This window comes from Actinacidiphila alni, from assembly GCF_900112845.1.
Taxonomy (GTDB): Bacteria; Actinomycetota; Actinomycetes; order Streptomycetales; family Streptomycetaceae; genus Actinacidiphila; species Actinacidiphila alni.
In genome coordinates, this window is record NZ_FONG01000007.1 from 75,476 (window position 1) to 87,911 (window position 12,436).

11 protein-coding genes and 2 pseudogenes are annotated in these 12,436 nt (G+C 73.2%); 10 read left to right on the forward strand and 3 right to left on the reverse strand.

Annotated features, from left to right (window positions below):
• Window positions 1-9 precede the first annotated feature (9 nt).
• Window positions 10-810 carry an FG-GAP repeat domain-containing protein gene (locus BM076_RS13535; protein ID WP_107416956.1) on the reverse strand — a complete coding sequence of 267 codons (801 nt, stop codon included), beginning with the start codon at window positions 808-810 and terminating at the stop codon, window positions 10-12.
• Between the two features lie 45 nt (window positions 811-855).
• Here BM076_RS13535 and BM076_RS13540 point away from each other — a divergent pair, with 45 nt between their 5' ends.
• The 7 genes from BM076_RS13540 to BM076_RS13570 all read left to right on the forward strand — a co-directional run bounded on the left by BM076_RS13540 (window position 856) and on the right by BM076_RS13570 (window position 8,687).
• Window positions 856-1,296, forward strand: a complete 441-nt coding sequence (locus BM076_RS13540; RefSeq protein ID WP_093713753.1) for a VOC family protein — start codon at window positions 856-858, stop codon at window positions 1,294-1,296.
• 63 nt (window positions 1,297-1,359) lie between these two features.
• Window positions 1,360-2,286: an alpha/beta fold hydrolase gene (locus BM076_RS13545; RefSeq protein WP_093713754.1), complete on the forward strand. Its 927-nt coding sequence runs from the start codon at window positions 1,360-1,362 to the stop codon at window positions 2,284-2,286.
• 112 nt (window positions 2,287-2,398) lie between these two features.
• Window positions 2,399-3,166: a VOC family protein gene (locus BM076_RS13550; protein WP_093713755.1), complete on the forward strand. Its 768-nt coding sequence runs from the start codon at window positions 2,399-2,401 to the stop codon at window positions 3,164-3,166.
• 144 nt (window positions 3,167-3,310) lie between these two features.
• On the forward strand, window positions 3,311-4,225 hold the full coding sequence (locus BM076_RS13555) for an Fpg/Nei family DNA glycosylase (protein WP_093713756.1): 915 nt from the start codon (window positions 3,311-3,313) through the stop codon (window positions 4,223-4,225).
• A gap of 366 nt (window positions 4,226-4,591) precedes the next feature.
• The gene (locus tag BM076_RS13560; protein ID WP_245796034.1) at window positions 4,592-5,287 is read left to right on the forward strand and encodes a response regulator transcription factor; all 696 of its coding nucleotides are present in this window, start codon (window positions 4,592-4,594) and stop codon (window positions 5,285-5,287) included.
• A gap of 192 nt (window positions 5,288-5,479) precedes the next feature.
• Window positions 5,480-7,255: a hypothetical protein gene (locus BM076_RS13565; RefSeq protein WP_143120564.1), complete on the forward strand. Its 1,776-nt coding sequence runs from the start codon at window positions 5,480-5,482 to the stop codon at window positions 7,253-7,255.
• Between the two features lie 178 nt (window positions 7,256-7,433).
• Window positions 7,434-8,687, forward strand: coding sequence for a serine hydrolase domain-containing protein (locus BM076_RS13570; RefSeq protein WP_093713759.1), 1,254 nt, complete (start codon window positions 7,434-7,436; stop codon window positions 8,685-8,687).
• Window positions 8,688-8,740: 53 nt separating this feature from the next.
• Here BM076_RS13570 and BM076_RS13575 read toward each other — a convergent pair.
• Window positions 8,741-8,992, reverse strand: a pseudogene (locus tag BM076_RS13575) (discoidin domain-containing protein); the annotation flags it as partial.
• A gap of 273 nt (window positions 8,993-9,265) precedes the next feature.
• Between BM076_RS13575 and BM076_RS13580 the strand changes: the two are divergent.
• The gene (locus BM076_RS13580) at window positions 9,266-10,453 is read left to right on the forward strand and encodes a serine hydrolase (protein WP_177246437.1); all 1,188 of its coding nucleotides are present in this window, start codon (window positions 9,266-9,268) and stop codon (window positions 10,451-10,453) included.
• Window positions 10,454-10,472: 19 nt separating this feature from the next.
• Here BM076_RS13580 and BM076_RS13585 read toward each other — a convergent pair whose 3' ends face one another.
• Window positions 10,473-10,964, reverse strand: coding sequence for a DUF5990 family protein (locus BM076_RS13585; protein WP_093713970.1), 492 nt, complete (start codon window positions 10,962-10,964; stop codon window positions 10,473-10,475).
• A gap of 49 nt (window positions 10,965-11,013) precedes the next feature.
• Here BM076_RS13585 and BM076_RS13590 point away from each other — a divergent pair, with 49 nt between their 5' ends.
• Window positions 11,014-11,757, forward strand: coding sequence for a phosphotransferase family protein (locus tag BM076_RS13590; RefSeq protein ID WP_093713760.1), 744 nt, complete (start codon window positions 11,014-11,016; stop codon window positions 11,755-11,757).
• 380 nt (window positions 11,758-12,137) lie between these two features.
• Window positions 12,138-12,410, forward strand: a pseudogene (locus tag BM076_RS37985) (globin); the annotation flags it as partial.
• Between the last annotated feature and the right edge of the window lie 26 nt (window positions 12,411-12,436).

The following is a 12,436-nucleotide window of genomic DNA, read 5'->3' on the forward strand; positions in this document are numbered from 1 at the left end:
GGCGGGGCGTCAGCTCATGTTGGTGTACGCGTTGCCGGTCTGGGCGTCGGAGACGGTGCGCGGCTCGAAGGGGCGGGCCGGGTCGCCGGTGCCGGCGTAGAGGTAGACGGTCCTGGTGCCGGGGAGGTAGCCGAAGAGGTCGGCCTTGCCGTCGTGGTCGACGTCGCCCGCGCCGACGAGCTGGGAGTAGACCTGCCAGCCGCCGCCGATCCGGGTGCGGCGCTCGTAGGGGCGGGCCGTCTCGCCGGTGCCGCGGTAGAGCCAGAGCGTGCCGGAAGTGTCGGCGGCGACGAGGTCGGGGCGGCCGTCACCGTTCAGGTCGCTGCCGCCGTTGAGGTGGGTGTACGTCTGCCAGCCGGGGCCGACCCTGACCCGCGGGGTGAAACCGCCCTTCTCCTGGCCGGAGTAGAGCCACAGGACTCCGGCCTTGTCGCGGGCGACGATGTCGGGCAGGTGGTTCCACGGCTCCGCGATGTCACCGGCGGCCTCGATCTTGTCGTAGATCTGCCAGCCGGGTCCGACCCGTGCCCGCGGCCGGCCGGCCGCCCGGCTCCGACGCGGTCGTGCCGCCGCCCTGCCCCTCCGCGGCCTCGACGGGCGCCCCGGCCAGCGCGCCGGCCCCCAGCGTGACGGCGAGTACGACGGCGACCGCGGCGCCGCGACGGCGCCGGCCCGTATGAAGTGAACGCACCGTGAATCCCCCCGGACGCCTGGCTGTCCTGGACGCGACGTCCGCGCCCCGGGCTGTCCGACCGCCGACCGGGCGCATTGGTTGTGCCCGGGCCCGGCGGGGGCGTCCGGCGTGTACACACGTATGACGCACTGACGGATACGCGGCGCGCAGGGAGGCCCGGCATGGCGGTTCGGCGGATGGACAATGTGCTCTTCGTGGTGGACGACATGGACGCGGTGATCGCGTTCTTCGTCGCGATCGGCCTGGAGCTGGAGGGGAAGGGGCCGCTCGAAGGGCGGTGGGCGGAACGGGTGATCGGGCTCGACGACGTACGGCAGGACGTGGCGATGCTGCGGGTGCCGGGCGGTCACGGAAAGGTGGAGCTGGCGAAATTCCACCGGCCGGAGGTGATCAGGCCGGAGCCGGCGGACGCCCCCGCGAACACCCTGGGCATCCGCCGCGTCATGTTCGCGGTGGACGACATCAAGGACACCGTGACCCGGCTGCGGGCGCTGGGCGCCGAACTCGTCGGCGAGATCGTCCCGTACGAGAACATCTTTCTCCTGTGCTACATGCGCGGCCCCGAGGGCATCGTCGTCGGACTCGCCGAGGAGCTGACCTGACGGCGGTCCCGTGCGGGTGGATTCTCGGGTGCGCGGTGATCATCGCGGTGGGAGACTCCGGGCATGTCCCATGCCGAGGTGTCGCCAGGAGTGTTCGTCGCGTACGAGACGTTCGGCGATCCTTCCGATCCGCCCGTCCTGCTGGTCATGGGCTTCGGCGCGCAGATGATCGCGTGGCACGAGGACTTCTGCCGGGAGCTGGCGGCGCGCGGGCGGTACGTGATCCGGTACGACAACCGGGACTGCGGGCTGTCGACGCGCTTCGACGACCATCCGGTGGACATGGGACGGTTCATCGCCGCCGTCAGCTCCGGGGACATCGCGGCGGCGCTGGCGATGGTGCCGTACTCCCTGCGGGACATGGCGGCCGACGGGCTCGGCCTGCTCACCGCGCTGGGCATCGGGCGGGCGCATGTGTTCGGCTCCTCGATGGGCGGCATGATCGCGCAGCGGATGGCGATCGACGCGCCCGACCGGGTGCTCACGCTCACGTCGATGATGTCCTCGACGGGCGAGCCGGAGTACGGCCGGGCGAGCGACGCGGCGCAGGCGGTGCTCTTCGGCCCGAAGCCGGCCGACCGCGAGGGCTATGTCGCGGCGGCCGAGCGCGAGTTGGTGTGGGCGTCCAAGCGCTACGGGAGCGCGGAGGCCGTACGGGAACTGGCGGGCCGGAGCTTCGACCGGGCCTACTACCCGGCCGGGGTCGGCCGCCAGCTCGGCGCGATGATCCTGGACGGCTCGCGCGCCGACGCGCTGCGCGCGCTGCGGATGCCGACCCTCGTCGTGCACGGCCTGGACGACACCCTGATCGACCCCAGCGGCGGCAGGCGCACCGCGGAGGTGGTGCCCGGCGCCCGTCTCGTCCTGCTCGCCGACATGGGCCACGACCGTCCCCGCGAGCTGTGGCCGGAGATCATCGGCCTGGTCGTGGAGCACACCGCTGTGGGCCAGGCCGCCGTGGGCCAGACCGCCGGGGAGCACACCGCCTGAATTTCCGGTGACGGTGCCGATACGATCCGTCGTGGATTGTGTACCGCGTATACGATGGGCGGAGCTTCGCGCCCAGGGGTTCTCCCTGACACCGGAAGGCAGGTACGTCAGCATGCTCACTACGGATTCCATTCTCGGATCGCCCACCTGGATCGACATCGCGGCCACGGACACGGTCGCGGCGGCCGGCTTCTACGGGGCGGTCTTCGGCTGGACCTTCCACCCCGCGGGGCCCGACGCGGGCAGCTACGGGACGCTGCAGAAGGACGGGAAGATCGTGGCGGCGCTCGGGCCGCTGGTGGACGAGGGGGCGACCCCGGCCTGGACGGTCTACTTCGAGACGCCGGACGTGAACGCCACCGCCAAGGCGGTCGCCGAGGCCGGCGGCACGGTGCGCGCCGAGCCCTTCGACGCCCAGGAGGCGGCGCGGATGGCGGCCCTCACCGACCCGGCGGGCGCCGAATTCGCACTGTTCCAGCCGCGGGCGCTGAAGGGCCTCGAGGAGACGTCGAAGTACGACACGCTCGGCTGGGTGGAACTGCAGACGCCCGACACTGCGGCGGCGCTGGCCTTCTACCGCGGCCTGTTCGGCTGGCGGGCGGCCGACACGAAGGTGGGCGACGCGGCGTACGCGTTCATCTCCACGGCCGAGGGCGACCAGGGGGCGACGGCCTTCGGCGGCATCACGGCCGCGCCCGAGGGCGTGGGCCCGCGCTGGGTGCCGTACTTCGACGTCGAGGACGCCGACGCCACGCTCGGCAAGGTGCGGGAGGCGGGCGGCAGCGTCCTGGTGCCGACCGTGGACGTGCCGGGCATCGGCAAGATCGCCTGGTTCGCCGACCTGTCCGGCGCGACCTTCGCGGTGCTCCAGCCCGCCTGACCCGGTCTTCCGTCCTTTTTCGCCGCCGCCCCCGGTGCGTTCCGCGCCACCGGGGGCGGTGTGCTGCCGGGAGGGCTGGGGGCGGCGCGATGCCGGCGGCCGCCGTCCGAGGCGGTCCGGGCGGCCGCGGGGCAGACTGGGAGCATGCCTGAATTGCCGGAGGTCGAGTCCCTCAGCAGATTTCTGGCCGAGCAGCTCGTCGGCCGGACCGTCGACCGCGTGTATCCCGTCGCCGTACACGCGCTCAAGACGTACGACCCGCCGATCACCGCGCTGGAGGGGCGCTCCTTCGACGCGGTGACCCGGCACGGCAAATTCCTCGACCTGACGGCCGGGGACGCCCACCTGGTGATCCATCTGGCCCGCGCCGGGTGGGTGCGGTGGACGGAGAAGATGGCGGACGCGCCGCCGCGCCCCGGCAAGGGGCCGCTGGCGCTGCGGGTCCGGCTGGCCGCCGACCCGGACGGCGATACGGGCACGGGTACGGGTACGGGTACGGGTACGGACAGCGGCACGGGATTCGACGTGACCGAGGCGGGCACCCAGAAGGGCCTCGCCCTCTATGTGGTCCGCGACCCGCTGGACGTGCCGGGCGTCGCCCGCCTGGGCCCCGACCCGTTCGCCCCCGACTTCACGCTGGCGGCGTTCACCGAGCTGCTGGCGGGCAGGCGCAGCCAGATCAAGGGCGTACTGCGCGACCAGAGTGTGATCGCCGGGATCGGCAACGCGTACTCCGACGAGATCCTGCACGCGGCCCGCATGTCGCCGTACAAACTGGCCACCGCGCTCACCGAGGACGAGATCGGCACCCTCTACGAGGCGATCGGTACGACGCTGGCGGACGCCGTCGAGCGGTCGCGCGGGCTGCCGTTGCGCGATCTGAAGTCGGAGAAGAAGAGCGGTCTGCGGGTGCACGGGCGCAAGGGCGAGGCGTGTCCGGTGTGCGGGGACACCATCCGCGAGGTGTCCTTCAGCAGTTCGGCGATGCAGTACTGCCCGACGTGCCAGACCGGCGGCAAGCCGCTGGCGGACCGGCGGATGTCTCGGCTGCTCAAGTAGGCCCGGACGCACGGGGGTCCGGACGCGCGAGGTTCCGGACGCGCGGCGTCCGCCCGTGGACGCATCGCTTCCGCACATTGGTTGACCAAGGATATTTACCGTTGGTAGCGTCATGACGCTAAAATGTGATCACACGCGATCCGGAGCGCTCAGGCCCGTAAGTGCTCCCGTTGTCGCCTTCCTCGGCCGCGCCGTTGCGGCCGTCGTGGGGTGGGGCGGCGTCGCGTCGCTGTAAGGCGCCCGCTCGGGGGCAGGCCGCCGAAGTGGTTCTTACTCGGAAGAGACACGGGCGGACATATGACTTCGGAAATTCTCCACCATTCGCGTCGCATGCCGTTTCCCGCGCGGCTCCGCGTGGTGTTGTTCATGGAGGACCAGATCCTGCGCCTGGGTGTGCAGGCGATCATGTCGGGCCTCGCCACCGGCGTGGAGACGTACTTCGCCGCGAACGAGTTCGACTTCGTGGGCAAGGTGCGCGAGCACGCGCCCGATGTGGCGGTGCTGACCCCGGCCAACCGGCGGTTGTGGGACGTGATCGGTCAGGAGCGGGCGGCCCGTACGGGCCCGGACCGTACGGGCCGCGCGGGGCGGGACGGGCGGGGGGCCAGCGGCGTAGCGGGCGAACGGCCTTCGCCGCGGCTGCTGTTGGTGATCGAGCAGCATCAGACGGACGATCTGGCGGGGCTGCCCGCCGACGGTTATCTGATCCGGCAGGACCTGTCGGCGGCCGGAATGGCGCGGGCGCTCGACCAGTTGGCGGCCGGGGAGATGGCCATCCCGGTGGAGCTGGGCCGCAGCCTCATCCAGCAGGCGGCGTCCGCCGCCCCTGCCAAGCGGCGCGGGGCGCTGACGGCGCGGGAGAACGAGACGCTGGTTCTGCTGGTGCGCGGGCTGAGCAACAAGCAGATCGGGCGCCGGCTGCTGATCTCCGAGCACGGGGCGAAGCGGCTGGTGAGCAGTGTGCTGCTGAAGCTCGACGCGACCAACCGGACGAGTGCGGTGGTCAAGGCGATCAGGACGGGTCTGGTGGACGAGGCGACGCTCGCCGACACGGCGAACTGACCGGAGGCCGAACCGGGACCGGGCAGGGGCCGGACAGGGACCGGGCAGGGGTCGAACAGGGACCGGGCCGGGGTCGAACAGGGCACCGGCCCAGGAAGCTTCGCCAACGCCGGGGGAATTCTCGGCGAACTTCCGCCGCACGCCGCGCACATGGCATTTCCACGCGCGGGCGTGCGGCTATGGTCGGCGGCCGTGACCTCCGTTTCCGGGACCGACGACGGTGCCATGACGGGCGCCGACGGGGGCGCCGTGAGCGGCGCCCCGGCCGCCGGTGAAGCGTCGGCCTCGGCTCCCGCCCCGGCGGCCGTCCCGTATCCGGCCGCCGCTCGCGTCCTGGCGGCGGTCCTCGCGGTCGCGGCCGTCGCCGCGATGTGCTGGAGCGGTCTCAATCACGATGTGCGGTACGTGCTCGGCGGCATGCGGGCGAGCGGGCGCGGCAGCATCCCCGCGTCCGGCACCTTTGTGCACCGGCCGCTGGCGTACCGCTGGCTGCTGTCCTGGCTCGACCATCTGACCGCGGGTCCGGTCGCCGTGCGCGAGGCGTGGATCCGGCTGCTGGTGATCGTCGTGACGGCGGCCGTGGCGTGGTGGCTGCGGTCGGGCCTTGCCCGCCGGCTGCCGCGCCGGGAGGCGACGGCCGTGGCGGGCGCGGTCGGGCTCGCTCTGCTCTTCGCGCCCGCCTGGGACTTCCTGCAGCCGGAGTGGGTCGCGGTGCTGCTCGCGGTGGCGGGTCTCGCCGCCGCGCTGGGGCCGCGCCGGACATGGCTCGCGGCCGGCGCGGGCGGTGTGCTGATCGCGCTCGTGGTGCTGGTGAAGTACACGACCGCGCCCACCGCGCTGCTGCCGCTGGGCGCGCTGTGGGTGCTGGACCGGCGCCGCGCCCTGCTGACGACGGCGGTCGCCGTCGTCGCCACGCCGGCCGGTTTCGCGCTGGCGATCGCCGTGCAGCCGCGCGAGTGGCGCTGGTTCAACGAATTGTCCGCGCTGAATCCCGACACCCCGGTGCAGCACGGTCTGCGCGCCGCCGATCTGCACGCGATGGTCACCACCGTCGGCGTCGAGGCGCTGATGAATCCGGTGGTGGCGCTGCTGCCCGCCGCCGTGGTGCTGCTGGCGCGCGGCAGTGCGTCGCGCGCGGGCCGCTGGGGGTGGCCGCTGCTGACCGCGGCCGGGGTCGCGGGGGTGCTGGCCGCGCTGGTGGCGCAGGGCCAGTGGTTCCAGTACCACCTGGCCGCGCTCCCCGTGCTGGCCGCCGCGCTGTGCGGGCTCGCGGTGGCGCGCCGTCCCCAACTGCCGCTGCCCGGCGGGGCGTTACTGCTCGGCGTCGCGGTCCCGCTGCTGTCCGGGCAGTCCTGGAACTGGCGGCACGCGCACGAGACGGCCGCGTACGCGCTGGTCTGGACGGTCGTACTGGTCACGCTCGTCGCCGCCGCGCTGCCCGGCCGCCGGGGCGTCCGGTTCACCAATGTGCGGGGCACGGCGGGCCGTTACGTGCCCGCCGCCGCGCTGCTGCTCGCGCTCGCGATTCCGGTGTGGCCGACGACGCCGTACTCCTACGACACCCGGCACTCCACCTTCACCGCGCTCGAACGGGCCCGCACCCGGCACGAGTTGAGCCACTGGATGGACGGGGTACGGGACCGGATCGGGGCCGACACCCCCGTCACGTACCTGGCGTTCGGCGACAACAACTACCTGCTGGGCAACCCGACGCACTGCCGCTACCCCACCCCGGACTTCCTCCAGCGCACCCGTTACGACCGGTCGATCACCGGCCAGGCCAGCTACCGGGAGAATCTGCGCTGCCTCGACGACCCGGCGTCGCGCTACGCGCTGCTCGACACTTTCTGGTTCCCGCTCGGGCAGATCGCGCCGCAGGCCGCGGCGCGGATCAGGGCGCGCTTCGACTGCGACCGGCCGGTCGCCGCGCTGCCCGCCTTCCACCTGGTGGTCTGCCCGCGCCGCTGACCCGCGGGCCTGCGGGGGGGGCTGGCCCCACCCCGGGGCGGGGTGGCAGCTCCATCGATCGGGCCCGGCCGCGGGCGTTGGATGGACGGTGTCCGCACCGTGCGGGCCGGACACGCGGCCAGGGTCTGTCGTTTGGATCAGGCCCTGGAGTCCGAGGCGTTCGACGGGGAGAGCTGTCATGAAGGTGTCGTGGGCGGGGAAACGCGGTCTGGTGGCGGCGTGGACGGTGGCGCTGGCCGTGTCGGCGCTTGCGGCGGTGCCCGCCGGGGCGAAGGGTACGGACGGCGGACGTACGGACGGGCGCGGGGCGCACGGATCCGGCTACGACGAGGCGGCGCTGCGGCACGACCTCGCCGCGGTGCGGGCCGCGGGCGACGGCCAGGTCAATGTGGTGGCGCGGGTGGACACCCCGGCCGGGCCGCTGCGGGCCCGCTACGGCACCGCGGGCCGCGGCTCGGACCAACCGGTGCCGTGGGACCCGGAGTTCAGGATCGCGAGCACCACCAAGGCGTTCACCGCGGTGGTCGTGCTCCAGCTCGTCGCGGAGAAGAAGCTGTCGCTCGACGACACCGTCGAGCACTGGCTGCCCGGTGTGGTCGCGGGACACGGCAACGACGGCTCGCGGATCACCGTCAGGGACCTGCTCCAGCAGACCAGCGGGCTCTTCGACTACGTCGCCGACCCGGACGTGCAGGACCGGCTCTTCCAGCACTTCGACGAGAACCGCTACGACAACACGCCGCCCGCGCAGTTGGCCGCGATCGCGATGGACCACCCGCCGCTGTTCGTCCCGGGACCGGCCGGCAGCGCGCGCAAGTGGGCGTACTCCAACACCAATTACCTGCTCGCCGGGATGATCGCGGAGAAGGCGGACGGCACCGGCGCGACCTGGCGGGACCTGGTCGAGCACCGCGTGATCGCGCCGCTGGGGCTGCGGCACACCTACATCCCCGGCTCGAACCCGTTCCTCGTCGGCCCGCACGAGCGGATCACCCTCGACACCCCGGACGGCGGGGTGCTCGACGCGACCGAGCTGAGCTTCGAACACACCGCGGATTCCGGTGTGGTGAGCACCCCCGCCGACCTCAACACCTTCTTCCGCGCGCTCGCCACCGGGAAGCTGCTGCCCGCCGAGCAGTGGCGGCAGATGCGGCAGACCGTGCCGTACGACGATCTGCCGGTGCCGCCGGCCGGCACGCAGGGCGGGTACGGCCTGGGCCTGCGGGTGGTCCCGCTGACCTGCGGCGGGGTGTACTACCTGCACGAGGGCGACGGCTTCGGCGTCTACAGCAGGCCGGCCGTCAGCGCCGACGGCCGCCGCGCGGTGACGGTGTCGATCACGTCGACCACCGCGATGATCGACCAGGACAAGGTCAACCGCGCGGTGCAGACGCTCACCGATCACGCGCTGTGCGACCGTCGGACGCCGTGAGGGCGTAGGGCCGACTAGGTGCTGTAGACCTCGAGTTCGGAGAGCTGGGCGGCGGGCCAGCCGGTGTTGGACGGGGACGGGGTTTGGACCCAGTTCTGCGTCCAGTGCCACCAGCCGTTGATCGGGGCGCCGTCACCGACGCAGGCGAACCAGCCCTGATAGCCGACCGTCACCTTGCCGACCACATCCCCCGGTCCGCTCGCCGCGGACGCGCCGCCCGCGACCGCGGTCTCCGTGACCCCGATGGCTCCTGCCGCGGTGGCCGCGACGGCGGCCTGCAGGAAGACCCGGCGTGTGACACCCATCTGGAACTCCTCCGATCGGCTGTCAACTCCCGCCGCCCGCGCGGCCGTTGTGCGTGCCCTGCGGCGGGGGCCGGAAGTCTGGTGCCGGGGATCGGCATCACGGCGACACCCGTGCGCGATACTCCGCGCGACAGGCGAAATAATTGACAGAATTGACGCAAGAACCGTTCTGTCGGGGTTTTCCACGGTGTGGCGCCGGGCGGCCGACGGGGTTCACACGATTGGAACCGGGATCTCAGCGGAATCCAAGAAACGGTTCATACCGTCCTCGGCATGGACGAGGAAGAGGCGTCCCGCCCGGCCGGGGGTGCCGCCGGGGACGGGGACGCGCACGGTACGGGCGCCGCGCCCGGCACGCCCGACGATGCGGCCGTCGGGCTCCGGGCGGTGCCGCTCGGGCCGGTCGAGGCCGGGGCCTGCGACGACGGGCCGGACGCGGCGCCGGGGCCGGGGGCGGCTCCCGGTGCGGCGGGCAGGCCGTGGTGGGCGCGGCGCCCGCTGGTGGTGTCCACCACGACGGTCGCCGCAATCGCCGCGCTGACGCTGGCCGCCGTCGTCCACTCGCCGTCCGCGCGGGCCGGGGCGGACGGTACGGCCGCCCCGGGCACAGCGGAGGCGTCCCGCCCGGCGACGACGCCGGCGCCCACGACCACCGCCCAGGCCGTCTCGCCGACGACGAAGGCACCGTCCGTAAAGACCGCGCCGTCCGCGTCATCCGTCAAGGCCGCGGCGTCCGCGCAGGACGAATTGCGGACGGTGCTGAAAGCCCTGCCCGACAGTGGCTCCGGGCACTATTCGGTGGCCGTGACCGACCTGGACGGCGGCGCCGTCGCCACCTACGACAGCGGCGCCACCACCGCCTACGACACCGCGAGCATCGTCAAGGTCGACATCCTCGCGTCGCTGCTGCTCCAGCACCAGCACGCGGGCACGCACCTCACCGCCGGGGAACGCGCGCTGGCCACCGCGATGATCGAGGAGAGCGACAACGACGCGGCGCTCACCCTGTGGCACACCATCGGCTCGGGCCCCGGCCTGCGGGCCGCCAACGCCACGCTCGGCCTGGACCACACCACCCCCGGCAGCGGCGAACTGTGGGGACTGACGCAGACCACCGCCGCCGACCAGGTCACCTTGCTGCGCGCGGTCTACGGCGCCGCCGCCGACTCCCCGCTCAGCGCCGACTCGCGCGACGTCGTCTCCGGCCTGATGCGTGCCGTCGACCCGGACCAGCGGTGGGGCGTGTCCGCCGCCGACTCCGACGGCGCCGGCTACGCGATCAAGAACGGCTGGCTGCCGCGCAGCGCCACCGGCCTGTGGGACATCAACAGCGTCGGCGAGATACGGCACGACGGCCACACCCTGCTGATCGCCGTCCTGTCCGGCGGCCACCTCTCGGAGCAGGCCGGGATCTCCCTCGTCGAACGCGTCGCCGCGGCGACGGCCGAGGCTGTCGCCTAGTCCGGGCCGCGCGGGGCCTTCACGGCGCCGTCCACTCGATCGCCGGCGGCACCACCCGGGCGCACAGCGGGTGCCCCTTGGCATCGGTCAGGCCGAGCCGGGCCGTGAGCCGTCCGGTGCGGGCCGCCTCCGCCAGGACCTCCGGGTCCACGGCGGCCAGCATCAGCTTCGCGCGGCGGAACATCCCGAAGCCGGCGGGGCCCACGTCGCCCCAGGACAGATAGACGAAGCGGTCGCCCGGGCCGCCCTGCACATACGGCCCCGTCAGGTCCGTACGCCCGTCGGCCCCGGGGCGGGCCGCGCACTCCAGCTCCCACACCGCGCGCTCCGCGTCACCGGGCGTCACCCCCGTCAACTCCCCCGGTTTCCCGCGGCGCTGCACCCCGACGTGCACATTCGCGTACCCGGGAAAGCCGCCGCCCTCCCCGCACACCCTTCCGGGCAGGTCGCTGCCCTCGATCGTCACGGTCACGGTCACGGGTGCGCCTGGCGTACGACTCTTCGGGGCCATGCCCCGATTCTCCCCCGCCCGCGCGCGGACACCGGGATACTCCTCGCCCATGGAGGAAGTCGAGATCGTCGTCGCCCACTCCGAGCGTGCGACCCTGCGGGTCGGCGGAGTGTTCCTGAAGGTGGACGCCGATCAGGCGCGCCTCGACACCGAGGCCGAGGCGATGGCCCTGGCACCGGTCCCCACCCCGGAGATCCTGTGGCGCAAGCCGTCCGTGCTCGCGCTCGCCGCGCTCCCTGGCGCGGCGCTCGGCCGCCTCGGCGCGCCCTCCACGGCGCCCCCGGCCGCGTGGGCCGCCGCCGGCGCCGCCATCCGCACGCTCCACGACGCGCCGCTGCCGCCCTGGACCGGCCGGCGCCGTCAGGGTCCCGCCGAACTGGCCGCGGAGCTCGACCGCGAGTGCGGGGCGCTGGTGGCGCGCGGCATCCTCCCCGCCGGTCTGGTCGCCCGCAACCGGCGGCTCGCCGAGGGGGCCCTCCGGGCGTGGACGCCGGTCTTCGCGCACGGCGACCTCCAGGTCGATCACGTCTTCACCGACGGTGCCGGGGTCACCGGGGTCCTCGACTGGTCCGAGGCCGGTCCCGGGCCCGCCCTCTTCGACCTCGCCACCTTCACCGTCGGGCACCAGGAGCGTCTCGGCGACGTCCTCTCCGGCTACGGTGCCGGCGTCGATCCGGCCGCGGTCCGCGCCTGGTGGTCCTTGCGCGCACTTCTCGGTGTGCGCTGGCTCGTCGACCACGGCTTCGACCCGTTCGCCCCTGGCTGCGAAGTCGACGCCCTCACCCGCCCCTAACAGGGGCGCAGCCCCTGCCCCCGCACCGTGCGGATGGGGGTGCCCTTTTAGGGGCGCGGGGAACTGCGCGCTCAGGCCGCGCGGGGCTGCGGGTGAAAAACCGCCCCCAGCGGGGCAGACGCTGTTGTTCTTGCGACCATCAGGCCGGTGGGGGCGGGCCGCGCAGTTCCCCGCGCCCCTAAAAGACCTGACTCACCGCACTCCGCAGGAGATCGAGCACACTACTCACGCACCCGGAAGAGCGGGGTCCGGTTCGTGCGCCGGGCGCGAAACGGACCGCCGCCCGTATCGGGGAGGGTGATCCTGGAGGCGCAAGCGCACCGAAGCCCCGGGAGACCCTATGACCACGGAGAACAGGCCCACCTTTTTTCGGCGGCCCGGCCGAGTACACCGAACGGCTCGGCGGCCACCACTCCCTCCTCGCGCAGCACCTGAATCTGCGGATCACCGAGGAGCAGCGCGCCCGCTGGGTGGAGCTGATGCTCGCGACGGCCGCGAAGGAACTCCCCTCCGACCCGCTGCTGCAACAGCGCTTCGCGGAGTACATCGAGTGGGGCACCCGAATCGCCAAGTCCGTCTCCGACCAGGAGAGTTCGGAGCTGGGCGAGCCGGGACCGGTGCCGCACTGGGGCTGGGACGGCCTGGCGGAGTAACGCACCTGAGCGGCAGGCCCCAAGAG

Excerpts from the sequence above, each read along its gene's own strand:
- BM076_RS13540 (WP_093713753.1), top strand. The coding sequence starts at position 856 with ATGGCGGTTCGGCGGATGGACAATGTGCTCTTCGTGGTGGACGACATG.
- BM076_RS13545 (WP_093713754.1), top strand. The coding sequence starts at position 1,360 with ATGTCCCATGCCGAGGTGTCGCCAGGAGTGTTCGTCGCGTACGAGACG.
- BM076_RS13550 (WP_093713755.1), top strand. The coding sequence starts at position 2,399 with ATGCTCACTACGGATTCCATTCTCGGATCGCCCACCTGGATCGACATC.
- BM076_RS13555 (WP_093713756.1), top strand. The coding sequence starts at position 3,311 with ATGCCTGAATTGCCGGAGGTCGAGTCCCTCAGCAGATTTCTGGCCGAG.
- BM076_RS13560 (WP_245796034.1), top strand. The coding sequence starts at position 4,592 with ATGGAGGACCAGATCCTGCGCCTGGGTGTGCAGGCGATCATGTCGGGC.
- BM076_RS13570 (WP_093713759.1), top strand. The coding sequence starts at position 7,434 with ATGAAGGTGTCGTGGGCGGGGAAACGCGGTCTGGTGGCGGCGTGGACG.
- BM076_RS13580 (WP_177246437.1), top strand. The coding sequence starts at position 9,266 with ATGGACGAGGAAGAGGCGTCCCGCCCGGCCGGGGGTGCCGCCGGGGAC.
- BM076_RS13585 (WP_093713970.1), bottom strand. The coding sequence starts at position 10,964 with ATGGCCCCGAAGAGTCGTACGCCAGGCGCACCCGTGACCGTGACCGTG.
- BM076_RS13590 (WP_093713760.1), top strand. The coding sequence starts at position 11,014 with ATGGAGGAAGTCGAGATCGTCGTCGCCCACTCCGAGCGTGCGACCCTG.